This window comes from Polaribacter sp. OB-PA-B3, assembly GCF_054589375.1.
In genome coordinates, this window is the sequence record NZ_BAAIIX010000005.1 from 167,869 (window position 1) to 187,663 (window position 19,795).

General features: G+C 28.2%; 17 protein-coding genes. 7 read left to right on the top strand and 10 right to left on the bottom strand.

The annotated features are described in order from the left end of the window. Window position 1 precedes the first annotated feature (1 nt). From ACYPV9_RS10785 to ACYPV9_RS10815, 7 genes are all read right to left on the bottom strand, one after another. Window positions 2–862, bottom strand: coding sequence for an outer membrane protein assembly factor BamD (locus tag ACYPV9_RS10785; protein ID WP_299061523.1), 861 nt, complete (start codon window positions 860–862; stop codon window positions 2–4). Window positions 863–987: 125 nt separating this feature from the next. Continuing rightward, window positions 988–1,497, bottom strand: coding sequence for a ferritin (locus ACYPV9_RS10790; protein WP_459743623.1), 510 nt, complete (start codon window positions 1,495–1,497; stop codon window positions 988–990). 21 nt (window positions 1,498–1,518) lie between these two features. Further along, window positions 1,519–2,394, bottom strand: a complete 876-nt coding sequence (dapA, locus tag ACYPV9_RS10795; protein ID WP_299061525.1) for a 4-hydroxy-tetrahydrodipicolinate synthase — start codon at window positions 2,392–2,394, stop codon at window positions 1,519–1,521. 104 nt (window positions 2,395–2,498) lie between these two features. Further along, window positions 2,499–3,014 carry a DUF6913 domain-containing protein gene (locus ACYPV9_RS10800; protein ID WP_459743625.1) on the bottom strand — a complete coding sequence of 172 codons (516 nt, stop codon included), beginning with the start codon at window positions 3,012–3,014 and terminating at the stop codon, window positions 2,499–2,501. Between the two features lie 488 nt (window positions 3,015–3,502). After that, window positions 3,503–7,159 (bottom strand): ABC transporter permease/M1 family aminopeptidase, encoded by a 3,657-nt coding sequence (locus tag ACYPV9_RS10805; RefSeq protein ID WP_459743627.1) that lies wholly within the window; start codon window positions 7,157–7,159, stop codon window positions 3,503–3,505. An 81-nt stretch (window positions 7,160–7,240) separates the two neighbouring features. After that, window positions 7,241–8,131 (bottom strand): ATP-binding cassette domain-containing protein, encoded by an 891-nt coding sequence (locus ACYPV9_RS10810; RefSeq protein WP_299061528.1) that lies wholly within the window; start codon window positions 8,129–8,131, stop codon window positions 7,241–7,243. 10 nt (window positions 8,132–8,141) lie between these two features. Beyond that, on the bottom strand, window positions 8,142–8,558 hold the full coding sequence (locus ACYPV9_RS10815) for a hypothetical protein (RefSeq protein ID WP_299061529.1): 417 nt from the start codon (window positions 8,556–8,558) through the stop codon (window positions 8,142–8,144). A gap of 140 nt (window positions 8,559–8,698) precedes the next feature. Between ACYPV9_RS10815 and ACYPV9_RS10820 the strand changes: the two genes are divergently transcribed. After that, window positions 8,699–9,787, top strand: a complete 1,089-nt coding sequence (locus tag ACYPV9_RS10820) for a M42 family metallopeptidase (RefSeq protein ID WP_299061530.1) — start codon at window positions 8,699–8,701, stop codon at window positions 9,785–9,787. Window positions 9,788–9,848: 61 nt separating this feature from the next. Continuing rightward, entirely contained in the window at window positions 9,849–10,391 is a 543-nt protein-coding gene (locus ACYPV9_RS10825; RefSeq protein WP_459743631.1) for an NUDIX hydrolase, read from the top strand. 37 nt (window positions 10,392–10,428) lie between these two features. Here the strand turns inward: ACYPV9_RS10825 and ACYPV9_RS10830 are convergent, their stop codons facing one another. Further along, complete coding sequence (locus ACYPV9_RS10830; RefSeq protein ID WP_459743635.1) at window positions 10,429–11,196, bottom strand: DUF6503 family protein; 768 nt, start codon at window positions 11,194–11,196, stop codon at window positions 10,429–10,431. A 71-nt stretch (window positions 11,197–11,267) separates the two neighbouring features. Next, window positions 11,268–13,034: an ABC transporter ATP-binding protein gene (locus ACYPV9_RS10835; protein ID WP_459743637.1), complete on the bottom strand. Its 1,767-nt coding sequence runs from the start codon at window positions 13,032–13,034 to the stop codon at window positions 11,268–11,270. 490 nt (window positions 13,035–13,524) lie between these two features. Between ACYPV9_RS10835 and ACYPV9_RS10840 the strand changes: the two genes are divergently transcribed. From ACYPV9_RS10840 to ACYPV9_RS10860, 5 genes are read left to right on the top strand one after another with little or no spacing between them, the layout of a single operon-like run. Further along, window positions 13,525–13,734 carry a hypothetical protein gene (locus ACYPV9_RS10840; RefSeq protein ID WP_077808903.1) on the top strand — a complete coding sequence of 70 codons (210 nt, stop codon included), beginning with the start codon at window positions 13,525–13,527 and terminating at the stop codon, window positions 13,732–13,734. A gap of 54 nt (window positions 13,735–13,788) precedes the next feature. Then, window positions 13,789–14,484, top strand: a complete 696-nt coding sequence (locus tag ACYPV9_RS10845; RefSeq protein WP_077808902.1) for a GLPGLI family protein — start codon at window positions 13,789–13,791, stop codon at window positions 14,482–14,484. Between the two features lie 4 nt (window positions 14,485–14,488). Further along, the gene (locus ACYPV9_RS10850; RefSeq protein WP_459743639.1) at window positions 14,489–14,914 is read left to right on the top strand and encodes a hypothetical protein; all 426 of its coding nucleotides are present in this window, start codon (window positions 14,489–14,491) and stop codon (window positions 14,912–14,914) included. Next, window positions 14,892–15,194, top strand: coding sequence for a GLPGLI family protein (locus ACYPV9_RS10855; protein ID WP_459743641.1), 303 nt, complete (start codon window positions 14,892–14,894; stop codon window positions 15,192–15,194). Before ACYPV9_RS10850 ends, ACYPV9_RS10855 begins: the two co-directional genes overlap by 23 nt. A 5-nt stretch (window positions 15,195–15,199) precedes the next feature. Next, complete coding sequence (locus tag ACYPV9_RS10860; RefSeq protein WP_459743643.1) at window positions 15,200–17,824, top strand: carboxypeptidase-like regulatory domain-containing protein; 2,625 nt, start codon at window positions 15,200–15,202, stop codon at window positions 17,822–17,824. Between the two features lie 61 nt (window positions 17,825–17,885). Here the strand turns inward: ACYPV9_RS10860 and acs are convergent, their stop codons facing one another. Continuing rightward, window positions 17,886–19,793 carry an acetate--CoA ligase gene (gene acs, locus ACYPV9_RS10865; RefSeq protein WP_459743645.1) on the bottom strand — a complete coding sequence of 636 codons (1,908 nt, stop codon included), beginning with the start codon at window positions 19,791–19,793 and terminating at the stop codon, window positions 17,886–17,888. Between the last annotated feature and the right edge of the window lie 2 nt (window positions 19,794–19,795).

A 19,795-nucleotide genomic window follows, 5' to 3' on the forward strand; every position in this document is an offset into this window, starting at 1 on the left:
ATTATTTCTTTTGTGTATTCAGTATTTCCTTTTGCTTTGCAATTAAAGCTTCAACTCTAATTTTTTCTGTTTCTAATGTAGCTACCATTTTATCAGAATCTTCCATAAATTTAGATTTTGGAAAACTCTTTTTTAATCTCTGATAAGCTTTCATTGCCGCCTCTATTCTTTCTGGCTTTCTTCTATCTGTACTTTTTAAAACAAAATCATGCGCCGCTTTTAATCTATAATATAAAGCCTCTTCTTTAAATTTTGTACCTAAAAAGTCTTCTAGTAAATTATCAAATGCTTGTATAGATGCTTTGTAATTTCTTAAATCGTAATCTGCAGTTCTATAATAGGTTTTCGCAATTTCAAAATATTTTCTTTCTAACTTAGTTCTAAGCTCAGAATAATATTTGTTTGCTTCTTCAATTTTATCAGAATCTGGGTACGTATTTATAAAACTTTGAAAAGATTCTAATGCTTTATTAGTATCCGTAGGATCGATACTAAACCTTGGTGAAGCCAATTTATAACTGTATGCAGATAAAAATGCAGCCTCCTCTTTCTTAGAACTCTTAGGGTAATTTTTTGTAAAACGATCAAAATAATAACCTGCTTGAGTGTAATTTTTTACATTAAAATTAGATTGCGCAATCATAAATTGTATACGCTCCATTTGAGGTTTGCCTCTATAAGTTGGTGTAACTTTTTCGAATAAACGTAAAGCCTTACTGTATTTCTGGCTTTCGTACAATTTTACAGCCATCTTATACTGCTCTTCTGCTGTACCTTTATTTAATACTTTTTGATATTCACCACAAGAAAACAGTAGTAAACTAAGTACAAATAAATACGCTAAATTTTTAATTTTTTGCATCGGGCAAAATTAGTGATTAATTATGGATAAATAAAACGATTTTTTACACAGTTATTTGTGCTATGTAATTTTCATTACAAAACAACAAAAAATAGCCATAGAGCGCTACTAAAAGTTTGTTAATATTAAACTTCTTCTTCTGGCGCTGTAATTAATTGTTTAATATCATTATCAAATAGATAAAAACCACTTTTATCATCTCCTATTAAGCTAATTTTATCTAAGATATTTCTAGCCAAAGCCTCTTCTTCTATTTGCTCTGATACGTACCACTGTAGAAAGTTATGTGTTGCATAATCTTTTTCTTGTAAACAGATATCTACCAAATCGTTTATAGATTCTGACACCGCTACTTCGTGATTAAATAGTTCCTGAAACATTTCTTTAAATGAACCAAAAGAAACTGGTGGCGCTGCTAACGGAGAAATAATTGCGTGCCCACCTCTTTCATTAATAAACTTTACCAATTTTAGCATATGCATTCTTTCTTCATCAGAATGGGCATACATAAATTGAGAAACACCTTCAAAACCTTGTGTTTCTGCCCAAGAAGCCATAGCTAAATATATTTGAGATGATTGAGCTTCTACAGTTACTTGCTTATTTAGGGCCTCTTGTATTTTTGGTTTTAACATATTTTATCTTTTTTAGTAAACTTAAAAGTTTTTTACAAAATTAGCAATTTTTGCTTGAAGTGTCGTACTTGCTTTTACCAAAGGCAATCTAACTTCGTTTTTACAAATTCCTAATTCTTGTAAAACAGTTTTTATTCCGGCCGGATTATTTTCTTCAAAAATAAAATCTATAATAGACATTAATCTAAAATGCATCTCATAACCTTCTTTGTTCTTACCTTCTAAACCTGCATTTATTAATGTAGAAAATTCTTTAGGATACGCTTGCCCAATTACAGAAATCACACCAGAACCACCTGCTAACGCAATGCTTAAAGCCAAATCATCATCTCCAGATATTACTAAAAAGTCTTTTGGTTTGTTTTTTATCAATTCTAGATATTGTTGCATATTGTTACCTGCCTCTTTAATACCTACAATATTGTTAAAATCATTTGCAAGTCTAATGGTTGTTTCAGCATCCATATTCTTTGCTGTTCTACCCGGCACATTGTATAAAATAATTGGTTTCTCTGTCGCTTCTGAAATCGCTTTAAAATGCTGATAAAAACCTTCTTGAGTTGGCTTACTATAATAAGGTGCTACAGATAAAATACCATCTATATTTTCTAAATTGGTTGTTTTTATATCTTTAACAACTTCTAACGTATTATTACCTCCAATACCTAAAACTAGCGGAACTCTTCCTGCGTTTGCAGTTGCAATAACATCTATAATTTTTAGTTTTTCGTCTTTACTTATAGTTGCACTTTCTGCAGTTGTACCATTTATAACTAAATAATTGGTACCATTTTCTATATTAAAATTAACTAATTTAGTTAGTGCATCGAAATCTACACTTAAATCTTCATTAAAAGGTGTAACTAAAGCTACTCCTGTTCCTATAAATTTTTGCATTCTATAAATATTTAGATATACAAAATTACAATTTTAAGATTAATAATATAACGAATTTACACACTATTAGTAAGAATAAACAACTTTAAAAAGAAAGTTTAATTTTATAGTTTTTTTAAAATTTGAAGGTATTTTCTTAACTCTTCTATAAAACTTTTATAGTGGTTTATTTCTGATGTAATTTCTACATGATACAGTTTAGAATTCACATTAGAAAAACCAACTTTAAAATCTGCTTTACTTTTTAATACGGCAGTTTCTAAATACATATTACTGTTGTTGAAGTAACCAATTAACAAATCTAAAGGTTCGTCTAAAAAGCTCTTAATATTTGTTTGAACATAATTCCCACTCCAGTTTATATCTTTTTCGGTAAAATGTTTGTAAGAAACCTCATCGTTTTTATTAAAATCTCTAAGACTATATATTTTTACATTTTTTACACCCAAAATACTTGCTACTGTATTTTGAAGATCTATTTTAGAAGACATTTCATCTGTAGTCAAAATACCAACAGATTGTATTTTTTTTAAAGTTGATGCACTCGTTTCTTCTTTTAACGAAACTAATTTATCTAGTTTCTTTTTTAAAACGCCCTCTTTTAATCCTTTAAAAATCATTTCGTATCTATTTGAAAAAAATAAAAATAGTAATTATTATCTTAAGTTTCTTTAATAATTTAGTCAGGTTTCAGTTTAAATTTTGCTAATTATTTTTAACTGTAAGCTATCTATTTTATTGATTTGAAAATAATTTTTAATCTAATCAATTAATTTAAATTTTAAATAGACCTTAAAAACAGCACCTAAATCATTTAAAAACAATAAAATACAGTTTAAAAACCATTCTTAAAAATTAAAGAAATAAATTGAAAACGAACTTTTTTTAGTTATTATTTGTTTTTTTAACATATTTTTTACTATTATTGTAATGTTGTTTAGTAATTCATTATTAAATAACAATTAACCCCTAACTGGTAAATAATTTTATACGTTCTTTTTGCCCCTAACGAAATTGACGTAATATTTATAAAAGCATTTACCCCTATCTAAAAAAGCAACTACCTATAAGTAGTTGCTTTTTTTGTTTTCTATATTATGTTGAAAAATTATAATTTCATTCTGTTATCATCAGATTTTGTATCAATTAATTTATTGTAAGGATCTACACCTACTTCAACTGGTTTTTTATCTACAATGATAGAAATAGTATTATGAATTTGTGTAATCTTATGCTTTTCTAAATACAATTGCTTTTCTTTTTTTACACCGTCTATTTCTTCTTCAGTAAAAATACCTATATCTATGTAATCCTCTAATTTAACAGATAACAGGGGTTTGCTTAACTTTTCGTTTGTGTAACTTAATGTATCACCTACTTTTTCGCCATAGTATTTTTTCCCTTTTTCATCATTTCTATATTTAGAAATCTCAAATTCAATATCAACTTTAAACGTTCCGTTTTCTAAAGCTGTAGATTTTGCATCAACAATTCTATTTTTATACAATGTAACTGTTTCAAACATGTCTTTAATCACATATCTTAAAGAGTCTGGTGTAACATCTTTTATGTAATTAACCATTTCTAAAGAAGTTGTATAAGGTGCTTCTTGAAATTTTACTTTTTCTACATATTTTTTTAAGGCATTGTTTAATTTCTCTTCACCTAAATAATCGCTTAACGCATAAAACACTAGAGATCCTTTTTGGTAACGAATATAACCTTGCCCATCATTATACATTAATGGTTTTTCTCTTTTAGTTTCTAACGTTCTTTGAATCAAATATCCATCTAAAGCTTCCTTTAAAAATGTTCTCATTTTTGGTTTACCATTTTGATGTTCTAAAACTTTTAACGCCACATATTCCGATAAACTTTCTGATAACATTGTTGCTCCTAAAACATCGGCCCCAATTACTTGATGCGCCCACCATTGATGCGCTACTTCATGAGCCGTTACAGCAAAGGGATAATCTACTCCGTCATCATTTGTATCGTCTACCGCCGCAATAAAACCAAATCCTTCTGAAAAAGGAATTGTATTTGCAAAGGACTGTGCAAATGTACCTTGAGTTCTAGGAAACTCTATAATTCTTAATTGTTTGTGTTGGTACGGACTAAAATTTTTCTCGTTATAATTAATAGACGCTTTCATTCCTTTTAACATTCTATCTAAATTATAATCGTGTTGTTTATGATAATAAATTTCTAAACTAATTCCTTTCCAAATTTCTTTTTTAACTTCGTATCTTGCTGAATTAAATGCATAGAAATTCAACATTTTACTATCCATTTTATAATAAAAATATTTTCGATTTCCTTCTGTCCATTCTTTTTGTAAATAACCTGGTGCAATTGCTATTTGGTCTTCGGATGTTGATACAGTTGCTTCAAAATCTATCCAATCAGAATCTTTAGAAATATACGTATTACCCAATGCGGTAGAATCTGTTGGTAGCGGACGTAAATTATTGGGTGGTAAATCGTATTTCTTTCTCGTTTTGTCATCAATCAATTCTCCTCCCGAAGAATATCCTAAAGAAGGAAACATCGAAAAATTATTAATAAATGTTCCGTTAGCTAAAACAGGCGATTTTCTTTGAAAAACAGTGTTTTCTTTACTTTTTACATGTACTGTAAGTTGTAATGAATCGCCAGGTAAAATTTTATTTTCGAACTTGTAAATATCGAAATTAAAGACCGTGTCTTCTAAAACTAAAATGTTTGGTTTATTAAATTCGAACGTGCTTTCTAACGAATTATGATTTAAGAAAATACTATCAATAGCTGTATCTGTTTTATTAATCATTGTAAAAACAGCATTTGCTTTATAGGTTCTTTTCTTTGGATAAATAGCAACATCTGCCTTTACAGCAACGATTCTTGGTTGCTTATAATTTTCGTATTTTTTATAGGATTTCTCCCATTTTACAGCATTTAGTTCTGCTTGTTTAGATGCTGAATTTTTCTCTTTAGACCTTGTTGCCATAAAGATTGAAATTCCTAAACTTACAAAAGCAACTACAACAACCACTAAGCTGATTATTTGCGGCATCTTAAATCTAGATACAGCTATGTTTAATCTTTCTGAAAAAGAATTTGGTATACCTCTAACCCAAAATAAAATACTTAAAATCAATAAAATTGTTCCACCTAAAATCCAGTACAATTTATACCATAAATATCTAGACAACGCAGATCCATAACCATTCATGTCAGAATAACTAAAACCAGGGCCTTCATTATATTTAAAAATTGCCAACTCAATTCCTATTAAATCTAAAAACGGAATTCCGATTGCCAATATCAGCAACACCAACAAACCTAAATACTGGTTTTTAAATAGTGTTTGTATAAATATTGCTAAGAATGCCCAAACTACATAGTTTAGAAATTTTAAACCAAATAATTCTTGAATGTACAAACCAATTTCATAATTATAATAACCTTTATATGTTTGAAAAAACATACCAGAAACCATTATTACAGCTAGTAAAACCAATTGCATTTTTAAAATAGCGATAAACTTAGAGAATAAAAGTGCCCAGTTTGGTACAGGTGTACTATCAACTAAATGATTAATTTTTGCAATTTTTGCTCTTTGCACCAACATACCTGCATATAAAAAAGTACAAATATTAATTACAAATAGACTAAAAATATTTCCGCCTCCTAACATTTGCCAAGTTACAGGCAATGTATCTGTTCCAAAAATTTCACTCGAAATAAATAACGTTCCAAAAAGCATTAAAAGCCCTACAATTAATATTGATATAAATGGTAAACTCTTAAAAATGTATTTAAAATCGATGTTAGACAATTTCCACATCACTTTTAAATTCTGTAAAAATGAGTAATCGTAAGTTACTTTAGGCAAAGTAATTTTGGTAACTCCGCTAAAATTAGATTTTGTTACTCTTTCTGATTTTGGTTTTTTAAATGATAATGTAACCGCATTTTGTGTAAATTTAAAATACTTGTACACCAAACCAAATATCAAACTAGAGACTAACAACCATAATAAACGATTGTAAATCACCAATTTTCCTATCGGAATTTGCAATTCGTTTTGTTCTGAAACCGTCCAATATTTTGTATAGTAAGAAGATGCCGAAGAGCCAAAAGGATCTAACATTGCCAACAAACTTGCTTGCTCTGGATCTGACAAAATACTAGAAATTGCACCTTCTACAAATAACAAAATAATTACTGTAATAAACCCAGCGGTAACATTTCTAGAAAAAGTAACAACTGCAAAAACCACAGCGCCAAAGAATAATACATTTGGTAAAATATAAACCAAATAGGTCTTTAAGTAGGTTACAAAACTAAAACTTGCAACAATGTCTTGATTGGTTCCTGGAAAACGAAAACCAATAATCATACCTAATGCAATAACCAATACAATTGCAGAAACAACTACGATACCGCTAAAGAATTTAGCAAATAAATAATTGGCTTTTGTAAAAGGATACGAATATAAAATAGTGTGCATTTCACTTTTAAAATCTCGGTAAATAGATACTCCGATAATCGAAGGAAATAGAAAGAAAATTAAAGTTGTAAACCCATTAAATAAACCAGTAATACCGATTGGCGAGTTTACGATTCTAGAAGAACCCATTGTACCTGTAATTCCATCCCAAATACCAGCAGATGTTGCAGATAAAAAGAAAGAAATTATTAAAAATATTGAAATATAAATGTAAAAAAGTGGTTTGTTAAACCAATATTTTATCTCTTGTTTAAAAATTGTAGAAAACATAATGAAATAGTTATTAATTAATTCGTTTTAAATGTTCAGTTCTTTGAGTTTTTTTTTTCTAAAACTCGTCATCAAAAACCATTAACTAGTTAAAACTGTTTCATCTTGTTTTAAAGCAATAAAATACACATCATCTAATTGTGGTGTTGCTGCAATAAACTCTTCCGAAGGCTTTTCTAAAGCATGTACTCTAATGTTTAATGTATCATCTGAATTAAAATTTCTAGACAAAACGTTATACAACTTCATGTTCTCCTCTAAATCGTCTTTTTCTATTATTTTGGTCCAAATGGTATTCTCTAATTCTTCGGTTGCTTTTTTTGGTGTACTGTGTTTTAAAATCTTACCACCATTTAAAATTGCCATTTCATTACACAACTCTTTTACATCTTCTACAATATGAGTAGAAAAAATAACGGTACAATTGCTACCAACCTCTCTTAAAACATTTAAAAAACGATGTCTTTCTGCCGGATCTAAACCCGCAGTTGGCTCATCTACAATAATTAATTTAGGATTATTTAAAAGCAATTGAGCAATACCAAAACGCTGTTTCATTCCGCCAGAATAACCCGCAACGTGTTTGTGTCTTACTTCATATAGATTTGTAATTTCTAACACTTCTTTTACAATTTCTTTTCTTTCTGTTTTGTTAGCAATTCCTTTTAAAGTTGCAAAATAATCTAACAATTCATCCGCAGACATTTTAGGATACACGCCAAAAGATTGTGGCAAATACCCCAACACTTTACGTAAAGACATATTATCTTCTAAAACATTAATACCACCAAAAGTAATTGAACCAGAATCTGGACTTTGTAACGTTGCAATTGTTCTCATTAAAGAAGATTTACCTGCACCATTTGGTCCTAATAAACCAAACATTCCCGTACCAATTTCTATACTTAAATCATCAATAGCTTTTACACCGTTTTTATAAGTTTTGGTTAAATTTTCAATTACTAATTTCATATGGTTGGTTTTATTTTAATTCTTTTTTTATTTCTATTGAAGTTGATTTTAAAATTTCTCCTTTAATTTCCTCTTTAAATTTTATCAAAACAACATCGTATGTATCTTTTTTTAAGAGATATTTTTCTGTTTCAATCTTTATAATTTTAGCATATTTTCTAAAAATATCATCAGAAATATTACTTAAATCTTTAGTTTTAAAAGTTAAGGTTAAACCTTTTTCAGAAATTCCATTTTTTGAAGTTATAGAGGTACCTATAGTTAGTATATCAAAATCTAACGTCTTTTTCAGCTCTTTTTCAAAACCTTTTTTACCTATTTTAAAATCTGGGTTACTTGCAGAAGTAGAACTGCTGCTTGTTGTTATATTACAACTTGTAAGTGCTAATAATGCCATTATAAAAAAAGCTTTTATAATATATTTCATATTTATTTTTTTACTTTCTATAAGTGTAAAAGTAAGCACTTTTGTTACACTATTTTGTGATTTTTTTAATGGAAATGCTAAAAAATGGTATTATTTTTACATCTATCAAGAAAAAATCAATTTTTATAAATTTATAAATAATGGCTAAAAAATCAATTTTAAATAAAAATTCACTTACATTTTTAGAAAAATATTTAAACAATGCTGCACCAACTGGTTACGAATGGGAAGGTCAGAAAATTTGGATGGATTATCTAAAACCTTATGTTGATACATTTATTACAGATACATACGGTTCTGCGGTTGGTGTTATTAACCCAGATGCAAAATACAAAGTTGTAATTGAAGGGCATGCAGATGAAATTTCTTGGTATGTTAATTATATTTCTGATAACGGTTTAATTTATGTAATAAGAAACGGTGGATCAGATCATCAAATTGCACCAAGTAAAATTGTTAACATTCACACTAAAAACGGAATTGTAAAAGGTGTCTTTGGTTGGCCTGCAATTCATACAAGAAATAAATCGAATGAAGAAGCACCAAAACCAGACAATATTTTTATTGATACAGGATGCGCTACAAAAGAAGAAGTAGAAGCTTTAGGCGTGCATGTTGGTTGTGTAATAACATACCCAGATGAGTTTCACATTTTAAACGGAGACAAGTTTGTTTGTAGAGCTTTAGACAACAGAATGGGTGGTTTTATGATTGCAGAAGTTGCGCGTTTATTAAAAGAAAACAAAAAAGATTTACCGTTTGGATTGTACATTACAAACTCTGTACAAGAAGAGATTGGTTTGCGTGGTGCAGAAATGATTACACAAACCATTAAGCCAAATGTTGCCATTGTTACCGATGTAACCCATGATACAACTACACCGATGATAGAACCTAAAAAAGCAGGTTTATTAGAAATTGGAAAAGGGCCAGTTGTTGCTTATGCCCCTGCGGTTCAACAAAAATTAAGAGATTTAATTACAGAAACTGCAGAAGCTAAAAAAATTCCTTTTCAACGTTCTGCACTTTCTAGAGCAACTGGTACAGACACAGATGCATTTGCTTACAGTAACGGTGGCGTAGCATCAGCATTAATTTCTTTACCATTAAGATATATGCACACAACTGTAGAAATGGTGCATAGAGAAGATGTAGAAAATGTAATTAGAATGATTTACGAAACGCTTTTAAATATTAAAGACGGAGAAACTTTTTCTTACTTCGAATAAAATACTTTAATTATGAATTACGAATTTTTAATTACAAATTCGTAATTCATAATTTTTAAAAATGGATGAACTCTTAGACATTTTAACTCCAGAAGGAAAACCAACAGGCAAAACAGCTTTAAAATCTGAAGCGCATAAAAATGGTTGGTTTCATGCCACTGTGCATATTTGGCTTTTTACTTCAGATGAAAAAATATTACTTCAAAAAAGAGCTTTAACAAAAAAAGTTTTTCCGGGTTTATGGGACATTTCTGTTGCAGGACATATTGGTGCTGGAGAAACTATTTTAACATCAGCAAAAAGAGAAGTTTTAGAAGAAATTGGTCTAGAATTAGATGAAAAAAAACTGATTAAAATCGGCACGAGAATTCATCAAGTTGAGCATCCTAACGGAATTAAAGATAACGAACATCATCATATTTTTATTGCAGAATTAAAAGCTCCTTTATCAACTTTAAAAATTCAAGAAGAAGAAGTTGATGACATTAAATTATTTGATTTATCAGTTTTAAAGGACACAAAAAACCTCGAAAACGTTTTGCTCCCGAGGTTTCATGAATATTATGTTTCTGTTTATAATAAAATTATTTTACACTTAAAATAATCTTATTACCATCTAATTTTAAAAAAAACGTCTGTTTTTATTTTACTGGCTTTTCATAAAAAGAATCTGCTAATTTAGCTTTACTTATTAAAGGCAAAGTAAATTCTGTAGCTGGTCTTGCTGGTTCTGTTGGCACACCATTTTCGTCTTTTTTATACCAAGTAATTGCTTTTGGTAAAACTAAACCGTTTACAGTATTCCAATTATTATATCTAATAATATTAAAATTATCGCTTGGTTTTTTAGAATTAAACGTTGCTGTATACGCTAACCATTCCATTTGATATGTTTTTGGATTGTAATACAATTTATAATTATCATCTGGAGAACTTCCTTTATCTGCTTTAAACGAAATTTTAAAACCAGGATAGTTTACTCCTTCAAAAACTAAATCAGCTGTTTTTTCATAAATAATTCCATCGTCTGATAAAACAAAAGGCATTGCATAAAAGTAAAAATATAAGTTTGAATAAAAAGATGGATTTCCTTTAAAAGTGCCTTCTTCTGCTTCATCTAACCAAACTGTTTCACCATCAAAACCTAAAGAATATTTTGGAGATGAGATAACAATTTTTCTAGATTGTAAATCTGATGTAATTGTCTCTTCACCTTTATTAAAAGATAATACTTTAGCGTTTCTCCAAGTATCAATTCCTCCATGTTTTTCAAAAACTTTTCCTAACTCTTCTGGAAAACTTTCTTTTTTGATTTCTTTAACTGTATTATTTTCAACAGTCTTTTTTGTTTCATTTTTACAAGAAACGGCTACAACAGTAATAACTAATAATAAAAGTATTTTTTTCATAATTTGGTTTAAATTAATTCAATTAAAATTTAAAGTCGTTTTAACTAAAAAATGATTACACTATTTGTGCATTAAATTTTTGCTTGGTATGTGTACAAATCAAAATATCTGCCTTTTGCTTCAATTAATTCATCATGTGTACCTCTTTCTGCTATTTCACCTGCTTCTATTACTAAAATTTGATCTGCTTGTTTAATTGTACTTAATCTATGAGCAATTACAATTGTAGTTCTATCTTTTACCAATTCTGATAAACTTTTCTGAATTAAAGACTCACTTTCTGTATCTAAGCTAGATGTTGCCTCGTCTAAAATTATAATTTTAGGATCTGCTAAAATTGCTCTCGCAATTGCCAATCTTTGTCTTTGTCCTCCAGAAAGTTTTACACCTCGTTCACCAATTAAAGTATCTAAACCATTATCAAATCTATCTGTAAATTCATTAACATAAGCAGCTTTTACAGCATTTTGTAATTCTGCTTCTGTTGCATTTGGTCTTGGAAACATAATATTTGCTCTTATGGTTCCTTCAAACAAAAATTCATCTTGTAAAACAACACCTAAATGCTTTCTATAACTAGAAAGTTTTACTTTAGACATATCTTGATTATCTATTGTTATTGTACCAGATTTAGGATTTAAAAAAGTTGCAGATAAACCTGCAATTGTAGATTTACCAGAACCAGAACTACCAACCAAAGCTGTTACAGAACCAGAAGGAACACTAAAGTTAATATTTTTAATAACTTCTTTTCCTTCTTCATATTCAAAAGAAACGTTATCAAAAATAACCTCTCCTTTTATGTCGTCTAAAACAACATCTCTTTCTTCATCATCTTCTTCTGCGGCCATATTCATTAGCTCTTCTGTTCTGTCTAAACCAGCCAATGCTTCTGTTAATTGACTACCAATATTACTCATTTGTACAATTGGCGCAACCATAAATGCTAATAAAAATGTAAATTGAATAAAATCTCCAAAAGTCATAGTTCCTTGCATCATGTAATAACCTCCAATTCCCATGACTCCTGTGGTTGCTAAACCTATTAAAAAAGTTGAAGAACTTGTCATTATTGCAGTTGCAGTCATACTTTTTTTCACATTTTGAAAAATATCATCTACACCTTTTTCAAAAATCACACTTTCTTGTTCTTCGGCATTAAAGGCTTTTATCACTCTTATGCCTCCTAAAGTTTCTGTTAATCGACCTTTTACTTCTGCGTTTATTTTTCCTCTAGCTCTAAATATAGGTCGAATGTATTTAAAGGATTTTAATGCAATTAAACCAAAAATAGATAATGGAATAAACGTAAAAAGCGTCATCCAAACATTCATTCTTAATAAAATTACAAGTGTTACAATTGCTGTAAACGAACCACCAATTAACTGCACCAAACCTGTACCAATAAGATTTCTTACTCCTTCAACATCACTCATAATTCTAGAAACTAAAGCGCCAGATTTTGTGTTATCGAAAAAACTAATTGGTAAAGACAATACTTTCTTCTGCACTTGGGCTCTTAATTCTGATATTAAATATTGTGCCTGAATACTTAAAACTTTGGTTAATAAAAACGAAGTAATTGCCTGAATTAAAATAGCAGCAATAACAACGAATATTACAGTATAAAGCTGATTATAATCTTTATTAGGAACTACCTCATCTAACAAAACTTTACTTTGTAATGGCAAGACAAAACCAGATAAACTGCGAATAATTATAAGGATTAAACCTAAGAAAACGATGTTTTTTCGTGGCCAAATAATGGTTTTAAAAGCCTTCTTTAAAGTAACTTTTGGTTTGGTTTTACTTTTCTTTGATTCTTTAAAATGTTGCATAAAAAATAGTTGTCAATTTATATGCCACAAGGAAAAAGCATGACAGAATTACAAAGTTACAATAAACAAAAAAACTTAAAAGTTTAAATACCGAAAGAACTTACCTTAAACGTAAATACATATAAATTAAAACTTTAACTTAAAGAAAAACGTGAGTTTCATTTTTTTTTTTACATTTGGATATCTTCCATCAAAATTATTTTGTGGAAGAGAAGAAAAAATTGCTTTCTTTCATTAAAATTTAAAATTAAACTTTACGCCAAACATTGGTTTGTAATCTAGTACAAATTATTTAAAATAATAAGCTTGTTATTTTAAATAAAAAACTCGGTTTGTAAAATTTAAATAATACAATACGCTAAATAATGTCAACCCAAATACTAATGCCTATGTAAATAAACAAAAGACAAACCGAGGAAAGTATTACAAATGTAGCACACCTCATAGATTAGTACAAAATATTTAATTAAAAAAATTTAAAACTTTTATTATGAAAAAAGTAATTTTAACACTTGCTTTTATAGCGGGTATTACAACAATGAATGCGAATACAAATATTGAAAAAAATGATCCAGAAGATGATTGTATTGCATATGCATGTGAAGAACTTAGTGCTTTTGAAGATGATCTTGGAGATTTTACAGAGGCTGAAGCAGATTCAATAGTAGACTTTTACTATAAGGATTGTATGGGTAAATAACTAAAAATAAGTATCGGGAATGGCATAAAATCCATTCCCTTTTAAAAACTAAACATGAAAAAAACAATCCTGATATTAATACTTTTTTATATAACAACTATTAATTGTCAAAATGGTATAATTATATATAAAACAAAATCTATAAACCTTAATACGGATAAAAACAAAACAAAGGCAAAAGCAATAAAAACAGAAATAGATTTAATGAAATTTAAATTATTTTTTGATAGTGAAAAATCTTATTTTAAATCTGAAAAAAACATACCAATAAACCCTTTAATGCAAAAATTAGCTACAGTTGTTATTGGTTCTACTTTTAACAGTTATCAATATAATAAAAGCAAACTTTCTTTAATAAACATTAAAATATTTGACACCATTTATAAGGTTAATTTTTCTGAAAAAAACATGAAGAATTGGAAATTATTTAATGAGACTAAAATTATAGATGGGTTTGAATGTTACAAAGCTGAAAAAACCATAAATATTAATAGAACAGGTGGTAAAAGAAAATATACAGCTTGGTATACAACAAATATAGCTTTACCATACGGACCATCGGGTATGGGAGGTTTACCTGGTTTAATATTAGAATTACAAATAGGTAATAGAGCCATCTACATCGTAGATAAAATACTACTAAACCCTAAAATAAATATTAAAGTAGAAAAAATTAAGGATGGTAAAACAATTACCGTAAAAGAAATGGTAGACCTTAGAAGAAAAGAGAGGAAATATACAAAAGACTAACGTTATGAAATTAAAAAACATCTTTTTTACATTATTTTTTTTAACAAATTTAACAGCGCTATTTGGTCAAAATGGAATGATTACTTACAAAACAAAAAGAACTAAAATTCGTAAAACTTCAAATCCTGAAATGACTAGAAAAATTACGGAGGAAGTTAATAGAAGTTCATATGTTTTGCACTTTAATAAAGAAAAATCTTTTTTTGAAAAAGAAAAAAACATACCTCTTTACCCATTTGAATCAAAATTTGCTGATATTTCTACAGGTGCCAACAAAAATTGGTATCAATTTAATGGTATTAATAAAGATGCTATGTATAATACAGAAATTTTAAGTAAACAATATATTGTTAATGATAGCTCTAGAATGAAAGAATGGGAATTCTTTAATGAAATTAAAATTATTGATGGTTACACTTGCTTGCTATAAAGCAGTTAATAAAAAATTAAATACTAGATCTGGTAATTATATGACTAATATTGCATGGTACACTACAGATATACCCTTGCCTTATGGCCCAATAGGTAATGGTGGTTTACCCGGATTAATTTTGAAATTAGAAATAGATAACTTTTATTATTTGGTTGATAAAATTATTTTAAATCCAAAAAAAATAAAAAAAATTCCTAGTATAAAAAAAGGAAAAAATATAGATGTAAATGAAAAAATAAGATTAATGAGAGATGCTAGAAAAGTTACTATAGACTAAAAATTATGAAAAAACCACATCTAATTTTATTTTTTATATTAAACTTTTCTCTTGCTATATCCTCACAAATAGTAATAAAAGGTAAAATTTTAGATGAAAACAATAAACCATTAACTGGCGCAAATATTTTATTTTTCCCTACCAATAAAGGAAAATTAGCCCATAGTGTTAGTGATAATTTAGGCAATTATGCTTTATCGCTTACAAAGAACACAACTTATAATACCTCTATAAGTTTTATGGGTTTTATAACTAGAAAAGAAACTTTAAACACTCCTAAAAAAGATAGTATTATTAATTTTATTTTAAAGGAAGACCCCAATAAATTAGAAGAAATTGTTATTAAATATAAAATTCCTGTAAGAATTAGAAAAGACACTACCACATATAATACAGATGCTTTTACAAATGGTAAAGAACGTAAACTAAAACAAGTTTTAAAAAAATTACCTGGCGTTGAAGTAGATAGAAAAGGGAATGTTACTGTAAAAGGTAAAAAAGTAACGACACTTTTAGTAGATAATAAAAAGTTTTTTACAGGAGACACAAAATTGGCAGTAAACAACATACCAGCAGATGTAATTGCCAAAATAGATGTTATAGAAGATTATCATGAAAATGCTTTTATGAAAGGTCTCGAAAAATCTGATGAAATTGCCATGAACATTAGCTTAAAAGAGGACAAAAAAAAGTTTGTGTTTGGTGATGTAGAAGCAGGCTTAGGTATTAAAAACAAGTATTTATTGCACCCCGCAATTTTTAAATACAGCCCAAAAACTAATTATAGTTTTATTGGAGATTTTAACAATACAAACAGAAAATCTTTTACCCTAAGAGATTATATAAATTTTGATGGTGGTTTAGACATGAATAACTTAAAAGAAGTAATTCAATCTCCGGTTGTAAAATTATTACGAAATCAAAATTTTACAGCTAGTAAACACAAATTTGGTGGTTTTAACATGCAACATGCTAAAAATGAAAAATTGAGTATTAGTTCTTTTTTAATTGCACTATCAGATAAAACAAATGGTCGTGTAGAGAATTTTAGAAATTATTTAATAGATAATATTACTGAAAGATTGCGAGAAGATGAAAGTAATAATCAGAATTTATTCTTAGGGAAAATACAATTCTTATATAAACCAAAAGAAAACACAAGAATTAAATATTATACTAAATTTGAAACGACTTCGATAAACCAAATCATCGAAAATAATAGAAATTTAGCTAATTCTGTAATAAACTTTAATGAAAATAATTTAATTAATTCTGATAAAATAAATTCTTATTTAAAAGCAGAAAAAAAGTTTTCTACTTACCATACATCTCAAGCAATTGTAAATTTTAATTTTAATAAAATTGATGATTCTACAAATTGGTTAACAAACACAAATATTTTTCCTAATAATATTCCTATAATTGAAAAAGAGAATATAAATGTTTTAAAAAAATCTTCAAGTGAAAAGTTTGAATATAATGTTGCCTTAAAACACTTTTGGATATTAGACAATGTAAATCACCTTTACTTTAATGTTGGTAATAATTACGAAGAAAATGAATTTAAGAGTAATTTACAACAAGATAATACAACTTTTAGTAATTTCTCTAATAATTTAAAACACAACCAATTTACTATTTTTACAAGTATTTTATATAAAAAATTAATTGGTGATGCTATTTTTACTGCTGAATTAAAATATCAAAATTACTACAGAACAACTTCAGATATTAATAATAGCTCTTATCAATCTAATTTACTACTTCCTAAAATTGAAATGGATTGGGACATTACCAATAGAAAAAAGCTAATTTTTAAATACAATCTTACAAATACATTTCCTAGCACAAGACAATTAATTTCTAATAACATTTTAAATAATTACAATAATATATATACAGGAAATTCGGATTTAAAAGAAACTTTTTATCACTTTATAAGTTTAAGCTATAGAAATTACAAAACCTACGGTTGGAGTTTTTACCCAAGTATTTATTATAAAATAAGAAATAATCAAGTTCAGAATATTTTTAATACTTCAACTATTTTTAATGTTATAAACCCTATTAACATTGATACTCCTAACAAATCTTTAACTACCAATTTTAGAGTTGTATATAATTATAAATACTGGAAAGCTACTGTATTAACAGAATATACAAATTCAAATTACGCAACATTTATAAACAACAATAAAATAAAATCTAATAATAATTCATTTGTAACAAGAGCCAGTTTTAGAACTGTTTATGATAATAAACCAAATATTGATTTTTCATATTCTCAAACATATAAAGACAACACTAACTCTTTATTTAGTGCAATTTCTAATTTATCTAATTTAGATGTTGCTTTGGATTATGAACACGAAAATTGGAAATTTAAAACTGAATATTTGTATAATTTTTATAAAAATAACGCTACTAAAAACACCAATTCATTTAACGAATTAAATGCTTCCATTTTTTATAAAAAAGAAAATAGTCCTTGGGGTTTTGAATTATTAGGCACAAATATTGGCAACAATATTTCTAAATTAAACGCTACTCTAACTTCAAATTTATTTTCTGAAAGAAGAACTTTTGTTTTCCCTAGAACATTTGTTATAAAGGCAATCTATAAATTATAATTTTGTAAATCTATAATTCAGAAATCACCTATATAATAAAAAAAACTTACTAGAAATTAGTTTACAATCTATTATCAATAATACTTTGCACAACTTCCGGATTTAATAATGTACTTGTATCTCCTAAATTATCCATTTCATTAGAAGCTATTTTACGTAAAATACGTCTCATTATTTTACCTGAACGTGTTTTTGGTAAACCTTCTGAAAACTGAATTTTATCTAATTTTGCTATTGGTCCAATTCTATCTGCAATTAATTGATTGATTTCTTTTCTTAAATTACCATGATCTCTTGTTTCTCCAACATCTTTTAAAGTAATGTAACCATACAATGCACTTCCTTTTACATCATGAGGAAAACCAACAATAGCGCTTTCTGCAACTGCAGGATGCTCATTAATTGCATCTTCTATTGGCGCGGTTCCTAAATTATGACCAGAAACAATTATTACATCATCTACTCTACCTGTAATTCTATAATAACCCACTTCATCTCTTAAGGCTCCATCTCCAGTAAAATACATATTATTAAAAGTAGAAAAGTAGGTTTCTTTATAACGTTGATGATTTCCCCAAATAGTTCTTGCAATACTTGGCCAAGGAAACTTAATACACAATCTTCCTTCTACTTGGTTTCCTTTTAATTCTTGGCTGTTTTCATCCATTAAAGCGGGCTGAATACCTATAAAAGGCAACGTTGCATAAGTTGGTTTTGTTGGCGTAACATACGGAATTGGAGTGATCATGATTCCGCCAGTTTCTGTTTGCCACCAAGAATCTATAATCGGACTTTTCTTTTTACCAACATTGTCATTATACCAATGCCATGCTTCTTCATTTATAGGTTCTCCTACAGATCCTAAAACTTTTAGAGAAGATAAATCGTATTTATCTACCAATTCTGTTCCTTGTTTTGCTAACGCTCTAATTGCTGTTGGCGCTGTATAAAACTGATTTATTTTATGCTTTTCTACAATTTGCCAAAACCTACCAAAATCAGGATAACTTGGCACGCCTTCAAACATAACTGTAGTTGCTCCGTTTGCTAAAGGCCCATAAACAATATAAGAATGTCCGGTAATCCAACCAATATCTGCAGTACACCAATACACATCATTTTCTCTATATTGAAAAACATTTTTAAAAGTATAAGCGGTGTAAACCATATAACCTGCTGTTGTATGTACCATTCCTTTAGGCTTTCCTGTAGAACCAGAAGTATATAAAATAAATAAAGGATCTTCTGCATTCATTATTTCTGCTTCACAGTCTTCAGGCGCGCAATCTAGTAAAGGTTGCAACCATTTATCTCGACCATCTTTCATGTTAATGTCTGAATTAATTCTTTTTGCAACTAAAACAGTATCTACACAAGCACAGTTTTCTAAAGCTTCATCTACAATTCCTTTTAAGTCTATGGTTTTTGCACCTCTATAAGATCCATCTGATGTAATTACTAATTTGCAATCAGAATCATTTATTCTTGTTGCTAAAGCTGTTGCAGAAAAACCTGCAAAAACAACAGAATGAATGGCACCAATTCTAGCACAAGCCAAGGTTGCAATAGCCAATTCAGGAATCATAGGTACATAAATACATACTCTATCTCCTTTTTTAATTCCGTTTTCTTTTAAAACATTTGCAAACTTATTTACTCTTTTATATAGATCTTTATAAGTAATATGTTCTGATGGTTCATTTGGGTTGTTTGGTTCAAATAAAATAGCCGTTTTATCTCCTCTAGTTGCCAAATGCCTGTCAATACAATTTTCTGTAATATTTAATTGAGCGCCCTGAAACCATTTTATCTCTGGTTTAGAAAAATCCCATTCTAAAACTTTATCCCATTTTTTTCGCCAAACAAAATGTTCTTCTGCAATTTCTTCCCAAAAATTTTCTGGTTCTCTAACAGATTTTCTATAAACTTGATAATATTCTTCTAAATGTTTAATGTGATAATTGCTCATAA

Coding starts and splice junctions, on each gene's coding strand:
- ACYPV9_RS10830 (WP_459743635.1), bottom strand. CDS start 11,196: ATGAAAAAAATACTTTTATTATTAGTTATTACTGTTGTAGCCGTTTCT.
- ACYPV9_RS10820 (WP_299061530.1), top strand. CDS start 8,699: ATGGCTAAAAAATCAATTTTAAATAAAAATTCACTTACATTTTTAGAA.
- ACYPV9_RS10840 (WP_077808903.1), top strand. CDS start 13,525: ATGAAAAAAGTAATTTTAACACTTGCTTTTATAGCGGGTATTACAACA.
- ACYPV9_RS10810 (WP_299061528.1), bottom strand. CDS start 8,131: ATGAAATTAGTAATTGAAAATTTAACCAAAACTTATAAAAACGGTGTA.
- ACYPV9_RS10845 (WP_077808902.1), top strand. CDS start 13,789: ATGAAAAAAACAATCCTGATATTAATACTTTTTTATATAACAACTATT.
- ACYPV9_RS10860 (WP_459743643.1), top strand. CDS start 15,200: ATGAAAAAACCACATCTAATTTTATTTTTTATATTAAACTTTTCTCTT.
- ACYPV9_RS10835 (WP_459743637.1), bottom strand. CDS start 13,034: ATGCAACATTTTAAAGAATCAAAGAAAAGTAAAACCAAACCAAAAGTT.
- acs (WP_459743645.1), bottom strand. CDS start 19,793: ATGAGCAATTATCACATTAAACATTTAGAAGAATATTATCAAGTTTAT.
- ACYPV9_RS10815 (WP_299061529.1), bottom strand. CDS start 8,558: ATGAAATATATTATAAAAGCTTTTTTTATAATGGCATTATTAGCACTT.
- ACYPV9_RS10855 (WP_459743641.1), top strand. CDS start 14,892: ATGGTTACACTTGCTTGCTATAAAGCAGTTAATAAAAAATTAAATACT.
- ACYPV9_RS10825 (WP_459743631.1), top strand. CDS start 9,849: ATGGATGAACTCTTAGACATTTTAACTCCAGAAGGAAAACCAACAGGC.
- ACYPV9_RS10790 (WP_459743623.1), bottom strand. CDS start 1,497: ATGTTAAAACCAAAAATACAAGAGGCCCTAAATAAGCAAGTAACTGTA.
- dapA (WP_299061525.1), bottom strand. CDS start 2,394: ATGCAAAAATTTATAGGAACAGGAGTAGCTTTAGTTACACCTTTTAAT.
- ACYPV9_RS10850 (WP_459743639.1), top strand. CDS start 14,489: ATGAAATTAAAAAACATCTTTTTTACATTATTTTTTTTAACAAATTTA.
- ACYPV9_RS10805 (WP_459743627.1), bottom strand. CDS start 7,159: ATGTTTTCTACAATTTTTAAACAAGAGATAAAATATTGGTTTAACAAA.
- ACYPV9_RS10800 (WP_459743625.1), bottom strand. CDS start 3,014: ATGATTTTTAAAGGATTAAAAGAGGGCGTTTTAAAAAAGAAACTAGAT.
- ACYPV9_RS10785 (WP_299061523.1), bottom strand. CDS start 862: ATGCAAAAAATTAAAAATTTAGCGTATTTATTTGTACTTAGTTTACTA.